Genomic DNA, 21,320 nt, shown 5'->3' on the forward strand with positions numbered 1-21,320 from the left:
ATGCCGCGACTTCTCGAACTCGAGGAGTTGTGCTGGCCCGAGCCGCTGCGCGTCTCCGGAGAAGTCATCCGACGGCGCCTTTTCTCCTATCCCATCGGTCAGTTCGTCGTCGAGTCCGACGGCGCGGTGCACGCGGTCATCTACTCCCAGCGCATCGGGAGTCCGCACGACGTGTTCTCCGTCACCTTCGACACCGCCGACCGTCTGCACCGCCCCGAGGGCCCGGTCGCGCAAGTCCTCTCGCTGAACGTCGACCCGTCGAAACAAAGCCTCCGTTTCGGCGACATGCTGCTGGAACATCTGCTGACGTGGGCGGAGGACGAGCCGTCCGTGCACACCGCTGTCGGTGTGACCCGGTGCCGGGACTTCGGCCGGCATCCGGACACAGAGTTGGCCGCGTACATTCACGCGACGAACGTTCAGGGCCGCTGTCTGGACACCGTCCTGCGTATGCATCAACTGCACGGCGCCGAGATCCGCGCGCTCGTCCCGGGATATCGGCCGGGCGATCTGGTCAACGAGGGAAGCGGTGTACTCGTCGTCTACGATCTGCCGAACCGCCGGGAACGAGTGCGCGTCCTGCGAAGCGAAGGACAGAATTCCGACGCGGCCCGGATACCGTCGAGCGGTCAACTCGCCCAAGAGATAGGCGACTTCCTCGACGCGATACTCGGCGGTGACCACGAGGGGATCGAAAATCCCCTGGAAAGCCCTCTCTTCGAGCTGGGGTTCGACTCGGCGGGGCTCTTGGATCTCCAGGAAAAGATCGAGTCCCGCTACGGAATCGCGCTCGCCCCGCTCTTCTTCTTCGAGCACAACACGGGCGCCCTGATCGTTTCCTATCTGCAGAACCTCAGGGGCCCCGAGGACCGGGGGAACGAGGAGACGAACCCCGCGCCGGACGCCCCGCCCTCCGCCCCGCCCTCAGCCCCACCCGCGCGGCCCGGGCGCTCCGACGCATCCCGCGACGTGGCGATCATCGGCACGGCCTGCCGGCTGCCCGGCGGCATCGAGGACCGCGCCGCACTGTGGGAACTGCTCGCCTCCGGCGGCAGCGCGATCGGCACCCTGCCCGAGGGGCGGTGGAAGTGGCCCGACGGAACCGGACCCGACACCCACCCCGGCATCGACCGGGGCGGCTTCGTCACCGACGCCGGGGCCTTCGAGGCGGGCCTGTTCCGCGTCACCCCGTACGAGGCGCGGCACATGGACCCGCAGCAGCGCTGGACCCTCGAACTGGCCTGGGCCTGCCTGGAGGACGCCGGATACGCGCCGAGCGGCGTCTCGGGCACGCGGACGGGTGTCTTCGTCGGCGCCAGCGGCTCGGACTACCAACGCCTCATGGACACCCTCGGCCTCCCCGTGCGCGCCCACAGCGGCCTGGCGACCTCGATGGCCGTCATCGCCAACCGCGTCTCGTACTTCTTCGACCTGCGCGGACCGAGCGTGCAACTCGACACGGCCTGCTCCAGCTCGCTCGTGGCCGTGCACACGGCCCTGCGCGCGCTACGCGCGGGGGAGTGCGACACGGCCCTGGTCGGCGGCGTCAACGTGCTCTGCCACCCGGCCAACAGCATCGCCTACCACCAGGCGGGCATGCTGTCGCCCGACGGGCGGTGCAAGACGTTCGACGCCTCGGCGAACGGCTATGTGCGCTCCGAGGGCGGTGTCGCCCTCCTCCTGAAGCCGCTCGCCGCCGCGCTCGCCGACGGCGACACGGTGCACGCCGTCATCAAGGGCAGCGCCACCAACCACGGTGGTCGGGCGGGCGGCCTGACCGTGCCCAGCGCCCCCCTCCAGGCGAGCCTCGTCGAAGCCGCTCTCGCCGACGCGGGCGTGAGCGCACGCGACATCGGCTACGTGGAGGCGCACGGCACCGGTACCGCTCTCGGTGACCCCATCGAAGTCCAGGGGCTCACCAGGGCGTTCGCCGGAAGCGACGCCCCCTGCGCGCTCGGCTCGGTGAAGACGAACCTGGGCCACCTGGAAGCCGCCGCCGGCATCACCGGACTGCTGAAGACGGTCCTCGCCCTCCAGCACCGGCAGCTCCCCGCCTCGCTGCACTACGAGCGTCCCAACCCGCACATCGACCTGGACGCTTCGCCGTTCTCCGTCGTGACCCGGCTCTCCGACTGGCACCTCGACGGACGCCCCACGCGCCTCGCCGGAATCAGCAGCTTCGGCTCGGGCGGCAGCAACGCCCACGTCGTCGTCGAGGAGTTCCCGCGGGCCGGGGCCGAGCCGGACGCGGGCAGCCGGGGCGCGGCCGGGACCTCGATGGTGGTCCTGTCCGCCCGCAACACGCCCCAACTGCGACGTCAGGCCCAGCGCCTGCTCGACCATCTCCGGCGGGAGCGGCCGGCCGACGCCGACCTGCGGGACATCGCGTACACCACGCAGGTCGGCCGCGCGGAACTGCCCGAGCGGCTCGGCCTGCCGGTGACGAGCGTCGCCTCCCTCACCGCGCTCCTCGAAGACGTCGTGTCGGGCGACGCCACCTCGCCCGCCGTCCTGCGCGGCCGCGCCGAGCGGGACGCCGGGGGCACCGGGGTCGACGTCCCCGGCGCGGCGGCGGAGGAGGACGTCCTGGCCGCGTGGGTGCGCGGCGCCCGCGTCGACTGGGAGGCGCACCACCAGGGCGGCCCCCGGCCGCGCCGCGTCCCGCTGCCCACGCACGCCTTCGACCGCGACCACCACTGGATCGGCGACGAGCCCGCCGCCTCCCCGCGCCCCCGTGCGGACCGGGACGCCGGGACGTCCGCGCCGGCCCGGCACCCGCTGCTCCACCGCGAGGCGCCGGCCCCGGACGGCCCCGCCGCCTTCGAATCCACCTTCAGCGCGGAGGACTTCTTCCTGCGCGACCACCGGGTCGCGGGCGAGCCGGTGCTGCCCGCCGTCGCCTCCCTGGAGCTGGCGCGCGAGGCCGCGAGCCGCACCTTGCCCGACGCCGAGGCCGCGGGTCCGGCCGACACCGTCGAGGTGCTCCGCCTGGAGAACGTGGTGTGGTCCCGTCCCGTCGTCGTGGGGGACGGGGCACAGACAGTCCGCACGGTCGTGGGGGAGACCCCGAACGCCCGGACCGGCCGAGAGGGCGCGGCCGCCCGGGACGCGGTCCCGGACAACACGCCGGACCGCTCGACCGCAGCGGAAAGCCCGGTTCCCTTCGAGATCCGCGCCGCCGGCGTCATCCACGCGCGTGGATTCGCCTCGCGCACGCGGACGGCCCCGCCCGAGCCCCTCGACCTCCAGGCGCTGACGTCCCGCACGCGCGCGGCGGGGCCCGGCGTCGACGACTTCTACGCGGCGCTGCGCGCGACGGGACTCGACTACGGCCCCGCGCACCGGGCGGTGCGCGCGATCCGCCTGGGCGACGGCGAACTCCTCGCCGAACTGGGCGTACCCGACGAGGTCGGGGCCACCCTCGACGACTACGTACTGCACCCCAGCGTGCTGGACGGCGCGCTCCAGGCGGCGTACGCGCCGGACCTCCACACGGCGGAGGCGGGCGGCCTCGCGCTGCCGTTCGCCCTCGACCACGTCGACGTCCACGGGGCGACGCCGCGCACCGCGTACGTGTGGATCCGCGCCGTGCCGACCGCGTCGCGCCAGGTACGGCGATGGGACCTCGACCTCTGCGACACCCGGGGAAGGATCTTCGCGCGGCTGCGCGGCTACTCCCTGCGCAAGACCACGGAGGTCACCGCGGAGGCGGGGGCCACGCACGACGTGACACTGTTCCGCCCGGTGTGGCGCGAGGCGGACATCCCGGCGGATGCCACCGCTCCCGCGTACACGGCGCGGCTCGTGCTCGCCTGCGGCTTCACCGACCGACTCGACGAACTGCGTCGCCTGGCACCGGAAGTGACGTTTCTGGAGCCGCCCGAGCAGGTCTCCGCCGCCCGGACGGCCACCACCCCGGTGGCGGACGCCGTCGCCGAGCACGCCGTCGAGCTGCTCCGCGCCGTCCGGGGGCTGCTCGCCGGCAAGCCGACGAGGCCGGTCCTGCTGCAAGTCCTCACGCACGCCGAGGGCGAGCAGGCGCTCCACCAGGCGCTGTCCGGACTCCTTCGCACGGCCCGTCTGGAGAACCCCGCCCTCGTCGGCCAGCTCGTCGCGGTGCCCGCCGACGCGTCCGCGGCGTACCTCGCCGAGACCCTGGAAGCGGAGAGCCGCCGCACCGGCGACGGGAGGATCAGCCACGGCGACGGTACCCGCAAGGTCCTGCGCTGGGAGGCGCTCGACGAGACGGCCGCTCCCGGGACCGCGCCCGTGCCGTGGCGGGCGGGCGGCGTGTACCTCATCACCGGCGGCGCGGGCGGCCTCGGCCGCATCTTCGCCGGGGACATCGCCCGCCGCGCTCCCGGAGCCGTGCTCTGCCTGACCGGCAGGTCCCCGCTCGGCCCGGCGATCGAGACGCAGCTCGCGGCACTGCGCGCCGAGGGCGCGCGCCCCGAGTACCACGTGCTCGACGTCACGGACGCGCGCGCCACCGAGCGCCTCGTCCGTGAGCTGGCGCGGCGTCACAAGGCCCTGCACGGCGTCGTGCACGCCGCCGGTGTCCTGCGCGACGCCTTCCTCCAGCGCAAGTCCGACGCGGAATTCCGCCGCGTTCTCGCCCCCAAGCTCGCCGGCTGCCGCGCCGTCGACGAGGCGACCAAGGACCTCGACCTGGACTTCTTCGCACTGTTCTCCTCCGTCATGGGAGCGACCGGCAACGTGGGCCAGGGCGACTACGCCGTGGCCAACGCCTTCCTCGACGCGTTCGCCCACCACCGCGGCACGCGTGTCGCAGCGGGCGAGCGCAGCGGGCGCACCCTGTCGGTCGCCTGGCCGCTGTGGCACGGCGGCGGCATGGGCGCGGACGAGGACACGCGCAAGGCCCTGCGGCTGCGCGGCTTCCTGCCCCTGGCCACGGACGCGGGAACCGACGCGTTCCACCGCGCTCTGGACAGCGCCGAGCCCCACGTCGTCGTCTGGGCCGGTGACCGGGCGGCCGGCGTGCGCGCGCTCCAGGACGAGGCGCCCGCCCCCGAGGCCGCCCGGCCCGCGCCCCCGCGGCCCACGAGGGCGGGCGAGCCCGAAGAGCGGGCCCTGCGCGCCCGCACGGCGGAGTTCCTCGAGGCGGAGCTGTGCCGCCTCACCCAGCTGCCGCCGGGCGAGATCGACCACGCCGAACCCCTGGGCTCGTACGGCATGGACTCGATCCTGGCGACCGAGCTGACGGCGAGCCTGGAGAAGACGTTCGGCCCGCTGCCGAAGACGCTGCTGTTCGAGTACCACACGCTCGCCGAGCTCGGCGACTACTTCCTCGGCGGCCACCGGGCCGTGCTGGAGGGCATGTTCGCGGGCGCCCCCGAGCGGACGCGGGCGCGGGCCGTGGAGCCCGTGGCCGCCCCCGCGCCGCCGCGCGCGGGGACGACGGCACCCCGGCCGGAGGGCCGCGCCGACGCCCCCGCGGCGGAGGACACCGCCCTGGACATCGCCGTCATCGGCCTGTCCGGTCGCTACCCGGGAGCACGGGACGTCCACGAGTTCTGGGACAACCTGCGCGCCGGGCGCGACTGCGTCGTCGAGGTCCCCGAGGACCGCTGGGACTGGCGGGAGTACTACGAGCAGGACCGCACCGTGCCCGGCCGCCACTACAGCAAGTGGGGCGGCTTCATCGCCGAGGTGGACCGCTTCGACCCGCTGTTCTTCAACATCGCGCCCCACGAGGCGGACTACCTGGACCCGCAGGAGCGGCTGTTCCTGGAGCACGCCTGGACGGCGATGGAGGACGCCGGGTACACCCGGGAGCGGCTCGGGCGCGCCACCGGCGACGGCGCCGGGGGACGGGTCGGCGTGTACGCGGGCGTCATGTGGGGGCAGTACCAGCTGCTGTTCCCCGACGGGGGCGCGGGCCGCGGCAACCCCCACGCCCTCGGCAGCAGCTACGCGAGCGTCGCGAACCGTGTCTCCTTCGTGCTGAACCTCCACGGCCCCAGCATGACCGTGGACACCATGTGCTCCAGCTCGCTCACCGCCGTGGAGCTGGCCTGCCGCGACATACGCGGCGGCCGTACCCGGCTCGCCTTCGCCGGCGGCGTCAACGTGACCGTGCACCCGAACAAGTACCTGAGCCTGAGCACCGGCCAGTTCATCTCCAGCCAGGGCCACTGCGAGAGCTTCGGCGTCGGCGGCGACGGCTACGTACCCGGCGAGGGCGTCGGCGTCGTCCTGCTCAAGCCCCTGCGCGACGCCGAGCGCGACGGCGACCACGTCTACGGCGTCATCAAGGGCAGCGGCGTGTCCCACGGCGGCCGCACCAACGGCTACACCGTGCCCAACCCGCGCGCCCAGCAGGCCGCGATCCAGGACGCGCTGAGCGAGTCCGGCGTCGACCCGCGGGCCATCAGCTACGTCGAGGCGCACGGCACCGGCACCAAGCTCGGCGACCCCATCGAGATCACCGGCCTCAGCCAGGCCTTCACCGCCGCGTCCCCGGACGGGGCGGGCCCGGCGGCGCGCTGCTACCTCGGCTCGGTGAAGTCCAACATCGGCCACGGCGAGAGCGCCGCGGGCATCGCCGGGCTCACCAAGGTCCTGCTCCAGCTCCAGCACGGCCGGATCGCCCCGTCACTGCACTCCGCGACGCTCAACCCGCACATCGACTTCTCCCGCACGCCGTTCGTCGTCAACCAGGAGCTGCGCGACTGGGAGCGCCCCGTCGTCGACGGGCGTCCGCAGCCACGGATCGCCGGGGTGTCCTCGTTCGGCGCCGGTGGCGCGAACGCGCACCTGATCGTGGCCGAGCACACCGACCGCCGCCCGGCCCCCGCCGCACACGGACCGCAGCTGTTCCCGCTCTCGGCGAAGAACGCCGACCGCCTGCGCGCGTACGCCCGGCAGCTGCTGGACTTCGCCAAGGACGCGCGGAACAAGGCGGAGGCCGCCGCCATCACTCCCGCGGACCTCGCGTACACCCTCCAGACCGGGCGTGAGGCCATGGACGAGCGCCTCGGTGTCGTCGCCGACTCCTTCGCCGCGCTCGCCGAGAAGCTGGAGCGCCATCTCACCGGGGACACCGCCGTCGACGGCGTCCGCCGCGGCAACGCCAAGCGGGACCGCAAGGAACTGGCCGTCCTGCCCGCCGAGGAACTCGCCGAGACCGTCGCCGCCTTGGCGCGGCGCGGCAAGCCGACCGAACTCCTGGAACTGTGGGTGCGTGGCGCCGCGCCCGACTGGCAGACCCTGCACGCCGACGCGGCCGCCGCGCCGCGCAGGATCAGCGCGCCCACGTATCCGTTCGCCCGCGAGCGGCACTGGGTACCGCAGGCCGCGCCCGTCCCTCCTCGCACGGAGCCCGCCCCTCCCACTGCCGGCCCCGCGTTCGGTACGGCGCTCTACCTCACCAAGCAGTGGCGCCCCGCCCCGGCCGCGCCCGGCCGGTCCGCGCCGTCCGGCGCCCTCGTGCTGCACGACCGCGGCACCCGGCACCTCGCCGAGCGCGTCGCCGGACTCCTCGACGCCGCCACGCTCCTGGACGCGTCGGACCCCGGCGCGGACGGCGTCGTCGACCGGAGCGCCGCCGTCTGCTCCGCCCTGATCGACCTGACCGGGATCGGGGACGGCACTGCCCCGTCCGGGGGCATCGACCGGATCGCGGAGGACAGCACCTCCGGCCGCGCGCTCGCACTGCTGCGGCGCGTGCTGGACGCGAAGGCGTCGCGGGACGTCCGGCTGCTGTTCGTGACCCGGGGACTTGAGGCCGTCGACGCGCCGGGCGGGTCCCGCCGCAGGCCGCTGGCGGGCGCCGCGCGGGCCGCGCTCTACCGGCTGCTCCAGAGCGAGTACCGGGGCCTCACGTCCCGCCACGTGGACCTGGACCCCGACCTGCGGGACGCCGCGCTCGCGGCCGCCGTCCACCAGGAGCTCCTCGACAACGGGCCCGCGCCGGAGGTCTGCCACCGCGACGGCACCCGGCTCACCCCCGTACTCGCCGAGTCCCCGGCGCTCACCGGGCCCCGGCCCGCCCCGCTCGCCTTCACCGCCGACGAGGTGCTGCTGGTCACCGGCGGCACCCGGGGCATCGGGCTGCTCTGCGCCCGGCACTTCGTCGCCCGCCACGGCGTACGACGGCTCGTCCTGACGGGCCGTGAGGCGCTGCCGCCGCGCCACCTGTGGACGGACCCGGCCGCCTGCCCGCCCGCCGTGCGGGCGAAGACCGACGCCGTCGCCGCCCTGGAGGCACAGGGCGTCGAGGTGAGGGTGCTCGCGCTGCCGCTGGACGACGCGGACGCGGTGGCCGAGGCCGTCGCGCACGTCACGTCCACGCTGGGTCCGGTCGCGGGCGTGCTGCATGCGGCGGGCCTCGTCGACACGGAGGATCCGGCGTTCGTCCGCAAGCACGTGAGCGGCATCGCCCGGGTCGTCTCCCCCAAGATCGACGGCACCGTGCACCTGCTCGAGGCCCTCGACCCGCGCGCCCTGCGCTTCGCCGTGCTCTTCTCGTCGGTCTCCGCGGCCTTGCCCGCCCTGGGCGCCGGACAGAGCGACTACGCCATGGGCAACGCCTTCATGGACTACTACGCCCAGGCGCGCGCCCACGAGCTGCCCGTCACCAGCGTCCAGTGGCCGAGCTGGCGCGAGACCGGCTTCGGCGAGGTCACGAACAGGGCCTACACCGACACGGGCCTGCTCAGCATCACCGACGCCGAGGGCCTGGCCTTCCTCGACGACATCCTCACCGCGCCGCGCGGCCCCGTGGTCATGCCGGTCCGGGTCGACGCCGCCCGCTTCGACGTGACCGCCCTCCTGGACGCGCACCCGGCCTCCCCGGCGGCCCCGACCGCCCCGGCCCCCCGGCCCCGTACCGTCGAACCCCGGCAGGACACCGCCGGGTCCGCTTCCCCCAGGGACCGGCTCACCGCCTTCCTCAGCGACACCTTCAGCGAGGAGATCGGCCTCAAGGCAGGCCAGTTGGACGAGGACACCTCCTACGCCGACTACGGCGCCGACTCCATCCTGCTCGCGCAGGTCCTCCAGCGGATCCGCCGGCGCCTCGACGTGCCGCTCGACCCGTCGGTCCTCCTGGAGTACCCGACCCTCAGCGAACTGGTGACCTGGCTCCTCGACACCCACCCGGCGGAGGTCGCCGCGCGCTTCGGTACCGAGCCGGCGCCGTCCGTCGCCGTGCCCTTGCCCCCGGCCGCCGCGCCGGTCCGTACCGAGCCGCGCGCCGCGGCCGAGGAGGCGGACCGCGCGGGCGGCCACCGGGTCGCCGTGGTCGGCATGGCCTGCCGGCTGCCCGGCGCGCCCGGCCTCGACGCCTACTGGGAGCTGCTGTCCCGGGGCCGCCGCGCCGTGCGCGAGGTGCCCGTCGAGCGCTGGGGGCGGCCCACCGGCTTCCGTGCCGGACTCGTCGACGACGTGTACGGCTTCGACGCCGGGCACTTCATGCTTCACGCCGAGGACGTCCGCGCCATGGACCCGCAGGCCCTCGTCCTGCTGGAGGAGAGCCTCAAGGCCGTGCACCACGCCGGCTACCGGGCGGCCGACCTGGAGGGCTCGCGCACCGGCGTGTACGTGGGAGCCCGCAGTGGGCAGCGCCCCGACGGCACGCTGGTCGACGGTGCCCGCAATCCCGTCATGGCGGTGGGCCAGAACTACCTGGCCGCCAACGTCTCCCAGTTCTTCGACTGGCGCGGACCCGCCATGGTCATGGACACCGCCTGCTCGTCCGCGCTGACGGCCATGAAGGTCGCCACCGACGCGCTGGCCGCGGGCTCCGTCGATCTCGCCCTGGTCGCGGGCGTCAGCCTGCTCGCCGACGCCGAGGCGCACGAGCTGTTCCGGCGCCGCGGACTGCTGCGCGCGGACGGCGAGTTCCACATGTTCGACCGCCGTGCGGGCGGCGTCGTCCTCGGCGAGGGCGCGGGCGTCGTCCTGCTCAAGCCGCTCGCCGCGGCCGAGCGCGACGGCGACACCGTGTACGCCGTCGTGGAGGGCCTCGCCGTCAACAACGACGGCCGCACGGCCGGACCCGCCACGCCCAACCCCACCGCCCAGAAGCAGGTGATGCGGGAGGCGCTGCGCCAGGCCGGCTGCGCCCCGCGGCAGGTGGGCCACCTCGACGTCAACGGCTCCGGATCCGAGCTCACCGACCTCCTGGAGCTGAAGGCCGTCCAGGAGGTGTACGGAACGGACCGGACCGCGCCGCTGCACATCGGGTCGATGAAGCCCAACATCGGGCACCCGCTGTGCGCCGAGGGCATCGCCGCGTTCATCAAGGTGGCGCTGACGCTGCACCACCAGCGGTCGGTGCCGTTCCTCTCGGGCGAGCAGCCCATGGAGCACTTCACGATCGACCCCGCCGCGCTCCGCCTGCCCCGTCACGCCGAGCCCGTGGACCTCGCGTACGCGGCGGTGAGCAGCTTCGCCGACGGCGGCACGAACGGACACGTCGTCCTGGGCCGCGCCCCGGCGCGGCTCCCCGGCCACGAGCCGCGCGGCCCCGTGCCGCTCCCGGACCTCGACCGCCGCGACGTCCGCACCGGCGCACCCGTCGCCACCGGCGCACCCGTCGCCACCGCCGAGGCACGGGTGTGGATGCGGCGCGTCGACGCCCGCGACGCCGTCGTGGACGGGCACCGCGTCCACGGGCGCAGGCTGCTGCCCGGCCTCGCCTGGATCGACCTGCTGTACGGCTGCTGCGTCGACCTGGCACCGGACGCGTCCACCGCCGGGCTCGTGCTGCGCGATCTGTCGATCTACAAGCCGCTCGCCGTGGAGGAGGGCGGTGCCGTGGACCTCCGTGTCGAGGCGCGCGCCACGGCCGCGGACGCCTGGCGGATCACCGTCACCGACGCCGTACGCGGCGACGCCGGAGCCCCGGAGCCGTACGTGACCGCCGACGTCCACCTGACGGACGGCACCACCGCCTTCGACGAGACGGTGCCCGCCGACGTCCTCGACGCGCTCCGCGTCCCCGGTGAGGACGCGCGCGACCTCACCGAGGTCTACCGGAGCTTCCGCTCGCGGGAACTCGTCCACTCGGGCGTGATGAAGGCTGTCGGCTCCGTGCGCACCACGTCCGACGCCATCTGGGTGAGCGTGGCGGTCGACGCGTCCGCCGCACCGGGGCACCGGTTCCACCCGGCGCTCATCGACGGCAGCGCGGTGGCGGCGAGCGCCGTCGCCCTGGACGGCGAACCGCGGCTCTTCCTGCCCCTGCACTACGCCTCGTTCCGGGCCGCAGCGCCGCTGGGCCGTGCCTGCCACACGCGCGTACGCCGCGCCGGGATCACGCGCGGGGACGAACTGCTCACCTTCGGGATGGAGTTCTTCGACGAGCACGGCCGCAAGCTGGGCGAGCTGACGGGGCTCACCACCAAGGCGGTGCGCGACGCCGGGCACCTCGACCCCGCGCGGAGCACGACGTCGCAGACGGTGCCCGCGGCCCTGGCCGCACCGGCCGACAGGAACGTTCCCGCGGCCGCCCGGGCGGACGACGCGATGCAGACGCTCGTACGGTCGGTCGTCGCCGGCCGGCTCGGCGTGCCCGAGGACCGGATCGACGGGGGCGCGAGCTACTACGCGCTGGGCCTGGACTCCGCGACGCTGCTGCGGATCGCGGCGGAGCTGGGGGAGCGGCTCGGCACCAAGCTCGCGCCGACGTTGCTGTTCGAGCACGCGTCCGTGTCGGCGCTCGCCGGGCACTTGGCACGCCACCACGAGCCGGTCGAGGTCCCCGCCGCGGCCGTCGCCCCGGCCGGGGCCACCGACGCGCCCGAGGACGCCGGGACGCCGCGCCCCGCCGCGGCCCCGGCCACCACGGACGCCGCCGGCCGGGACATCGCGATCGTCGGCATCAGCGGCCGGTACCCGAAGGCGAGCGGCCTCGCCGAGTTCTGGGAGAACCTCAAGTCCGGGCGCGACTGCGTCGGCGACGTGCCCGAGGACCGCTGGCCCGGCGACACCTTCGCCGGTGAGCGCACACCGTCGGGGCGGCCGGTGTCCCGTCTGGGCGGCTTCCTCGACGACCCCGACTGCTTCGACGCGGAGTTCTTCGGAATACCCGACGCCGAAGCGGCACAACTCGACCCGCAGGAACGGCTGTTCCTCGAAGTGTGCTGGGAGGCCGTCGAGGACGCCGGATACACGCCCGCGGGCCTTGCCGGGACCGGGACCGGGGACGGCGGCCGGCGCGGGGCCGTCGGCGTCTTCGTCGGCGTCATGCACCAGGACTACCTGCTGGTGCAGCACGACGCGGCGGACGGCGCCCCGGCCGCGCCCCTGGCGCTGAACGCCGCGGCCATCGCGAACCGCGTCTCGCACGTCTGCGACTTCCACGGACCCTCCCTCGCGGTCGACGCCGTGTGCGCCTCGTCGCTGAGCGCCGTGCATCTGGCCGTGGAGAGCCTGCGGCGGGGCGAGTGCGACGCGGCCCTCGCGGGAGGCGTGAACCTCTCCCTGCACCCCGCCAAGTACCGTACGTACGGCAGCCTCGACCTGCTGGCGGGCGAGACGCCCTCCCGTTCCTTCGGCGCCGGCGGCGACGGCTACGTGGCGGCGGAGGGCGTCGGCGCGGTGCTCCTGAAGCCGCTCGACCGCGCGCTCGCCGACGGCGACGCCGTGTACGCCGTCATCAAGGGCACCGCGGTCAACCACTCCGGGCGCACCCCCGGCATCCGGGTGCCGTCCGTCGCCGCGCAGGCGGAACTCATCGAGACCTGCCTGGAGCGTGCCGGGGTCGACCCCGGCACGATCGGCTACCTCGAAGCCCACGGCACGGGCACCGAGATCGGCGACCTCATCGAAGTGCAGGGGCTGCGCAGGGCCTTCGAGAAGCACACCGACGCCAAGGGCTACTGCGCGCTCGGCTCGGTCAAGTCCGCCATCGGCCACGCCGAGGCGGCCGCCGGGATCAGCGGGCTCACCAAGGCGGTCCTCCAGCTCCACCACCGCACCCTGACGCCGCTCGTCGGCGGCGCCGGGACCAACCCGTACCTCGACCTCGCCGACTCGCCGTTCCGGCTCCAGACGGAGCTCGCGGAGTGGACGGTGGACGCCGGCGGCCCCGGCACGCCGCGCCGCGCCGGAGTGAGCGCGTTCGGCGCCACGGGCACCAACGCCCACGTCGTCGTCGAGGAAGCGCCACCGGTGCTCGACCACGCCCTGCGGGGCGACCCGGCGGCCCCCGTGCTCGTGCCGCTGTCGGCGACCGACGGCGACCGGCTGCGCGCCCACGCGGACAGGCTGCTGCGCTTCCTGGACACCAAGGAGGGTGCCGCGCTCGCCCCCGCGGCCCTGGCCCGCACCCTGCAGACCGGGCGCGTGGCCCTGGCCGAGCGGGCGGTGATCCTCGCGCACGGCCTGGACGAGGTCCGCGAGGGCCTGGAGGCCCTGGCCCGCGGCACCGACGCCGACGGCACCGGCGTCCGGGTGTGGCGCGGCCGCGTGCCGGAGACGACCGCGGAGGCACGGCTCCTCGACGAGGACGACGTGCGCGCCGAACTCGTCGGCCGGTGGGCGGCACGGGGCAAGTGGGACAAGATCGCCGAGCTGTGGCTCGACGGCTACGCGGTCGCCTGGCCCGCCCCGCACGGCACGGCGGCCCCGCGGCGCGTGCACCTGCCCACGTACCCGTTCGCCAAGCGGCGCCACTGGGTCGCGACGCCCGGACGCACCACCACCGCGCCGGCCCCGACGAACACCGCGACGGTCCCCGCCCCCGCGACCGGTGGCGTCCACTGGCACTTCGTCCCGGACGGCGCGGCGCCGCCCGCCTCCGCCCACCGGGCCGACCTCCCCGCACCGGAGAAGGCCCACGGCTATCTGCGCCAGCTCCTCGCCGCCCGCGTGGGACGCCCCGCACGGGACATCGGCCCGCACGACGGGCTGATCGACCTCGGCCTGACGTCGCTCGGAGCCGTCGGACTCAGCAAGGACCTGGCGGCCACGGTCGCCCCGGGCTTCCTGCCCAGCGCCCTGTTCGAGTACGGCACCGTCGCCGAACTCGCCGGGCACCTGGCGGCGCAGTGGCCCGCCGGCCTGGCACGCCTCGTCGCCGCTCGCCCGGAGACCCCCGGAAGCGACCGGCCGGCCCCCGGGGCGGACGAACGGCCCACCGCGCCCGACGTCCTGGACGTCCTCGAGTGCCTGCGCACCGGGGCGCTGCACCTCGACGACGCCATCGCGCTCCTCGACGAAGAGAGTTACGGGAAGTGAAGCACGAGCTCAGCGCCCTCATCGCGGACTACAAGGCGGGCAGGGTCGACGCCCGTGAGGTCGGCGACCTCCTGCGCGACCTGCGCGACCGGGCCGGGGAGCCCCGGCCCGCCGGGGAGTCCGCCCACCCCCTCTCCGAGGGCCAGCGCGGACTGTGGGCGCTCCAGCGGGCGTACCCGGACATGGCCGCGTACAACGTGCCGCTGTGCTTCCGCGTCAGCGGCCTGGACACGGCGGTGTTCCAGGACGCCTGCCGGGCGCTGCTCGTACGCCACCCCGCGCTCAGCACCGTGATCCGCCAGGACGCGGGGGAGCCGACGCAGTCCTTCGACCCCGCCCGGGCCCTCGACTTCGCGACGGTCGACCTGACGGACACGCGCGACGAGGGCGAGGCCCTGGCCGCCGTCGAACGTGCGAGCAAGCAGGTGTTCTCCCTCGGCGGGGCGGCGGGGCAGGACGGCGACCGGCTGTTCCGCGTCCGCGTCTTCGACCGCCCGGCGGGCGAACGCATCGTCCTGATCGTCGTCCATCACATCGTCTTCGACGGCACGTCGGCGAGTCTCGTACTGAGCACCCTGTTCGAGGAGTACGAGGCGCGGCTGAAGGGCGTCCCGGCCGCGAGCCGCACCTCCGAGGACGCCGCGGGCTTCCACCACTTCGTCCGCGAGGAGCGCCGCACCCTCGCCGGGCGCGCCGCCGAGCGCCTGCCCTACTGGCGCGAGCGGCTGGCCGCGCCCCTGCCCGTCCTCGACCTGCCCGCCGACCGCCCGCACACGGCCCTCGCCGACCGCTTCGCCGGAAGGACCCTCGTGACCGAGGTGCCCGCCGGACTGGCCGCGCGTGTCGCCGAGTTCGCCGCCGCACGGCGCACCTTCGTGTCCACGGCCATGCTCACCGCCTACGCGGCGACCCTGGCGACGTACTCCGACGCCCGCGAACTCGTCGTCGGCATGCCCGTGAACGAGCGCGACGACGCCCTCGCCCGGACCGTCGGCCTGATGATCAACATGGTGCCGGTCCGCGTCGCGCTCCCGCCCGACGAGCCCTTCGAGCGGCTCGTGACCCGCGCGCAGCGGGACGTCTCCGACGACCTGCTGCACGGCCACCCCTTCCCGGCGCTCGTGCGGGACCTCGCGCCCGGGACCCCGGCCGGGCGCTCCCCGGTGTTCCAGACGGCGTTCGTCTTTCAGGACGTCCTCGACGGCATCGCCGGCGCCGACCGGCCCTACCGGCTCGTCGAGGAGCTGCACCAGGAAGGGGAGTACGAACTCTCCGTCGAGGTGTGGCCCGGCGGCGGGGGCTACGCGCTGTACTGGAAGTACCAGCCGGAGCTGTACGGCCACGCCTTCGTCGAGGAACTGGCGTCTCGCTTCCTGGACGTCCTGGCGGCGGCGTGCGAAGAGCCGCGCACGACCGTGGCCGCGCTGCGGCGGCGGAGCGGCGAGCGGTGCGTGCAGGACCTCGTCGACGAGACCGCGCGCCGCACCCCGGACGCGGTCGCCGTGGCCGGTCAGGAGGAGATCCTGACCTACGAGGCGGTCGGCGCCCGCAGCGCCGCGCTGGCCGCCTGCCTGGTGGCGCGGGGCGTGCGGCGCGGTGACCTGGTGGCGGTGCTCCTCGACCGCTCGCCCGACCTCGTGGTGACCCTGCTCGGCATCCTCAAGGCGGGCGCCGCGTACGTCCCCCTCGATCCGGAGCTGCCCGCGGCCCGGCTCACGGACATCGTGACCGACAGCGGCGCCCCGCTGATCGTGACCCAGGCCCGGCACGAGGTCCGCGCGCGGGGCCTGACGGACGGCAGCGGCACCGCCGCGCCCGGGCTGTTCGTGCTCGACGAGGAGCGGGACGCCCTCGCGGCCGCCCTCGGCACCGGACCGGTCGCCGTCCCCGTGACCGCCGACGACCTGGCGTACGTCATCTACACGTCGGGCAGTACAGGACGCCCCAAGGGCGTGATGATCCCGCACCGGGGCTTCACCAACCTGCTCGGCTCACTGCGCCGCGAGCCGGGCATGACCGCGGCCGACACCCTCCTCGCCGTCACCACCGTCAGCTTCGACATGGCCCAGGTCGAACTGCTCCTGCCGCTGGTGTGCGGGGGCCGCGTCCACGTCTGCGACGGGCCGGCCGTCAAGGACGTGGAGCGGCTCAAGGAACGCATCGCCAGGGTGCGGCCCACGGTCATGCAGGCGACCCCGGCGACATGGAGCATGCTGTTCCACTCGGGCTGGCGCAACACCGAGGGCGTCCGGGTCTTCTGCGGCGGCGAGGCGCTGCCCCGCACGCTCAAGGAGTTCTTCCGCGACACCGGGACCGAGGCCTGGAACCTGTACGGGCCGACGGAGACCACCGTGTACTCCACCGGCGGCCTCGTCCGCCACGACCGGCCGACCACCATCGGCAGGCCCGTCGCCCACACCCGGGTCCACATCCTCGACGAGCGGCTGCGCCCGGTGCCCCACGGGGAGACCGGCGAGCTGTGCATCGCGGGGAAGGGCCTCGCCCGGGGCTACGTGGGCCGGCCCGACCTCACCGCGGAGAAGTTCGTCGATCACGAGCTGGTGCCCGGCGGCAAGCTCTACCGCACCGGGGACCTGGCCCGCTGGACCGAGGACGGCGAGATCGACTACCTGGGCCGGAAGGACTTCCAGGTGAAGATCCGCGGCTACCGCGTCGAACTGGGCGACATCGAGTACCACCTGGGCCGCCACCAGGGCGTCGCCGAGTGCGTCGTCGTCGCGCGCGGCGACGACGGCGCCAGGCAGCTCGTGGCCTACTACGTGCCGCGCGGTGCGGGCGTCCGCGCCGCCGCCTTCAAGGAGCACCTGCGCGCGCTGCTGCCCGCGTACATGGTCCCGGACTTCTACGTGCCGCTCGACGCCGTCCCGCTGACGGACAGCGGCAAGGTCGACCGCACCGCCCTGATGCGGCGCGAGGTGTCCGCCGCGCCCGCCCCGGCCGCGCGCACCGAGCGGTCCGGGAAGCCCTCCCGCGACGTCGAGCGCGACGTCCTCGCCTGCTGGCGGGAGGTCCTGGAGGTCCGGGACCTCACCCCGGCCGTCTCCTTCTTCGAGTCCGGCGGCAACTCGCTGTCGGCGGTCGTCCTCGCGGACCTCATCAGCCGCCGGCTCGGGGTGCCGTTCGCCGCCGCCGACCTGTTCAAGTACGCCACCCCCGCCGACGTCGCCGCGCATGTGCGGGAGCAGGCGCCGGACCACGCGGAGCACGAGGAGCCGCTGTCCGTCGCCTCCACTCCCGAGCCGGAGCCGGAGCCGGAGCCGCAGCGCGCCTCCCTGCCCGAGGACGCCGTCGCCGTCGTCGGCATCTCCTGCCGCTTCCCCGACGCCCGCGACCACTGGGAGTTCTGGGAGAACCTCAAGCGCGGCCACGCCTCCGCGGGCCGCTGGAGCGAGGCGGAGCTGCGCGCGGCCGGCGTGCCCGAACGCGTCCTGCGCGACCCGGACTTCGTGCCGCTGCGCTCGGGACTCGACGGCAAGGAGGAGTTCGACGGCGCGTTCTTCCGCCTCTCGCCCCAGCACGTCGAGCTGATGGACCCGCAGTTCCGCCAGGTCCTGCTGCACGCCTGGAAGGCCGTCGAGGACGCGGGCCGCGACCACCGGGAGATCCCGAACACCGGGGTGTACGTCTCCACCGGCAACCACCACTACGGCGCCCCGGACGACACCGGCGAGACGCCCGCCGCGGTCATCGAGGACCCCCGGCAGTACCTGTCGTGGGTGATGAGCCAGAGCGGCACCGTCGCCTCCATGGTGTCCTACCAGCTCGGCTTCGGCGGCCCGAGCATGTCCGTGCACTCCAACTGCTCCTCCTCACTGAGCGCGCTCGCCCTCGCCGCCCGCGCCGTGCAGACCGGCGAGACGGACTTCGCCCTGGTGGCGGCGGCCTCGGCGAACAGCGTCGACGGGCTCGGCTACGTCCACAAGGCGGGCCTCAACCTGTCCGGCGACGGCCGCGTCAAGGCGTTCGACGCGGACGCCGACGGCATGGCGGGCGGCGAAGGCGTCGTGGCCCTGCTCGTCCGCCGCGCGGCCGACGCCGTCGCCGACGGCGACCACATCTACGGACTGCTGCGCGGCATCGGCGTCAACAACGACGGCGGCGACGCCACCGGCTTCTACAGCCCCAGCGTCAACGGCCAGTCGCGCCTCATCCGGCAGGTCCTCGACCGCACCGGCGTCGACCCGCGCACCATCGGCTACGTCGAGGCCCACGGCACCGGCACGAAGCTCGGCGACCCCGTGGAGGTCGCCGCGCTCACCGAGGCGTACCGCGCCCATACCGACGACACCGGCTACTGCGGCATCGGCTCGGTGAAGACGAACCTCGGCCACCTCGACACCGCGGCCGGACTCGCCGGTTCGGTCAAGGTGCTCCTGAGCCTCTACCACGCGCAGCTCCCGCCGACGCTCCACTACCGCGAGCCCAACCCCCAACTCCGCCTGGAGACGTCGCCGTTCCACGTCGTCGACCGACTGCGCGACTGGCCCGCCGGCACCGGGCCGCGCCGCGCCGCGCAGAGCTCCATCGGCCTCGGCGGAACCAACGCCCACGCCGTCTTCGAGGAGTACGTCCGCACCGCCGACACCCCGGCGCGCGCCGACGGCGCGGGCGCGCCGCAGCTGGTGCCGCTGTCCGCCCGCACGCGTGACGACCTCGTGCGCGCGGCCGCCGCGCTGCGCCGGCACCTGACAGGCCCGCGCGCCGCCGCGCTGCGCCTCGACGACGTCGCGCACACGCTGCGCACCGGCCGGGTCGCCATGGCCTGCCGCGTGGCGTTCGTGGTGCGGGACCTGGAGAGGCTGGCCGCCGAACTCGACGCGTTCGTACGGGACCCGGACGGCGAGGACACCGCGCGCCGCTTCACCGGACCCGCGGCGGGCCCCACCGGGGGCGCCGCGCGCAAGCACACCGCGCGGCTGGCCCGCGCGCTCGCCGACGGCAAGCCGAAGAAGGCGGCCAGGGCCTGGGCGCGCGGTGCCGACGCCGACTGGAGCCGGCTCACCGGGCAGCGGCCCGCCCGCCGCGTGAGCCTGCCCGGGTACGCCTTCGCGCCGGTGGCCCACCCGTACCCGGCCCGCGCGCCGCACGCCCGCGCCGCCGCGCCCCGCCCGGGCGAGACCCCCGGCGCACCGCTCGCGCACCCGTTGCTGCACGAGAACGTGTCGCGGTTCGACGAGCAGCGCTACCGCTCCGCCTTCACCGGCGACGAGTTCGTCCTGCGCGACCACGTCGTCGACGGCAGGAAGCTGCTGCCCGCCGTCGCGAGCCTGGAGATGGCCTGCACGGCCGTACGACGGGCCCTGCCCGAGGACGCCGGGCGGCGCATCTTCCTGAGGAACGTGACGTGGGCGCGCCCCGTCGTCGTGGGCGACGGCGGCAGGCAGGTGGAGTTCACGCTCACCCGCGACGGCACGTCCCCCTCCGGACCGTTGACCTTCGCCCTCCTGACGGACGGCGACCAGGTGTGCGTCCAGGGCCGCGCCGTCACCGGGGCGGCCGCCCCGCCGCCCCGCGTCGACCTCGACGACCTGCGCGACCGGCTGCGCCTCACGCCCCTCGCGGGCGAGGACGTGTACGCGCACATCGCCCGCGCGGGCGTCGCCTACGGCGCCGGCTTCCGCCTCGTGCACGTGCTGCACCGGGGCGAGCGCGACGGGCGCCGCGAGGTGCTCGCCGAACTGCGGCTGCCCGCGCACCTGCGCGCCACCGCGGACGCGTACGCCCTCCACCCGAGCTTCCTCGACGCCGCCGTGCACGCCTCGCTCGGCCTGGACCCCGCCTTCGACTCCGCCACGGCCGTCCCGGTCGCGGACGGCACCACACGGGTGCCCTTCGCCCTCGACCGGCTCGACGCGCACGCGCCGTTCGACGAGACGATGTACGCCTGGGTGCGCCCGGCGGCGCGGCGTGCCACGGGTGCGGAACGCGTCCTCGACATCGACCTCGTCGACCCGGCCGGCCGGGTCTGCGCCACGCTGCGCGGCCTCGCCTACCGCGCCCTGACCGCCCCCGGCCGCCGGGAGCCCGCCCGCCCCGAGGCCGCCCGAGCCTCCGAGCTGCGCACGCTCCTCCCGGTGTGGGAGCCCCGGCACCCCGCCGAGGCCTCCGCCCCGGCCGACGGTCCGCGAGGCGCGGTGCTCGTCCTCGACGCCGACCGCAGGCTGCGCGCCGAACTGGCCGCGCTCCACCCCGGCCACCAGCGCGTCGACCTGCCCGACGGCGCGTCCGTCGACGACATCGCCGCACTGATCCGCACCGCCTGTGCCGCCGTCGGCGGCCGGATCGCCCGGATCGTCTGGGTCGCCCCCGCCGAGCACCCCGACGGCATGGTCCAGGGCCAGGAGCGCGGCGCCGTCGAGGTCTTCCGGATCGTCAAGGCCCTGCTGGCCCTCGGCCACGGTACGCGCGACCTCGCCTGGTCCCTCTACACGTTCGGCACCCAACGCGTCCGCGACCACGACCCGGTCGCGGCCACGCACGCGAGCGTCCACGGCCTGGCGGGCAGCCTCGCCCAGGAGCACACGCGCTGGACGGTCGACCTCGTCGACCTTCCGCACCCGGACTCCGGCGACCGCGCGGGCGACCGCCTGGGCGAGGAGCGGCACCTCACCGGCGTGCGCCCCGGCACCACCGTGGCCCTGCGCGGCGGCCGCTGGTTCTCCCAGGAACTGCTGCCCACCACCGCCCCGGAACCGGCCGCGGGCCCCTACCGGCACGGCGGCGTCTACGTCGTCATCGGCGGCGCGGGCGGCATCGGCGGACTGTGGAGCCGCTACATGGTCGACCGGTACCGCGCGACGATCGTGTGGATCGGCCGGCGCCCCCCGACCGGCGCGGTCGGGCGGAGCCTCGCCGGCCTCGCCGAGCGGGCCCGCGCCGCGGGCGCGGCGGCCCCCTCCTACGTCCAGGCCGACGCCCGCGACGACGCGAGCCTGCGGGCCGCCCACGCGCGCATCAGGCGGGAGCACCCGCGCGTCGACGGCGTCGTGCACTCCGCGATCGTCCTCGCCGACAAGACCCTCGCGCACATGGACGAGGACCGCTTCCGCGCCGCCCTGACCGCGAAGGCCGACGTCGGTGTCCGCGTCGCC

General features: G+C 75.1%; 2 protein-coding genes (1 of these 2 only partly in view). Both read left to right on the forward strand.

Annotated elements, in window-relative coordinates; genetic code table 11:
- Nucleotides 1–14,208 (forward strand): SDR family NAD(P)-dependent oxidoreductase, encoded by a 14,208-nt coding sequence (locus FHX78_RS32165; RefSeq protein ID WP_167531911.1) that lies wholly within the window; start codon nt 1–3, stop codon nt 14,206–14,208.
- Nucleotides 14,205–21,320: the 5' end (the start) of a non-ribosomal peptide synthetase gene (locus tag FHX78_RS32170; RefSeq protein WP_167531912.1), read on the forward strand. The gene runs 14,910 nt beyond the window's last position; the window shows 7,116 of its 22,026 coding nt (coding positions 1–7,116); it begins with the start codon at nt 14,205–14,207; its stop codon lies beyond the right edge, outside the window. Before FHX78_RS32165 ends, FHX78_RS32170 begins: the two co-directional genes overlap by 4 nt.

The organism is Streptomyces capillispiralis, assembly GCF_007829875.1.
GTDB lineage: Bacteria > Actinomycetota > Actinomycetes > Streptomycetales > Streptomycetaceae > Streptomyces > Streptomyces capillispiralis.

What these genes read in the sequence shown, in the direction of transcription:
- FHX78_RS32165 (WP_167531911.1), top strand. Translation starts at nt 1, where the DNA reads ATGCCGCGACTTCTCGAACTCGAGGAGTTGTGCTGGCCCGAGCCGCTG.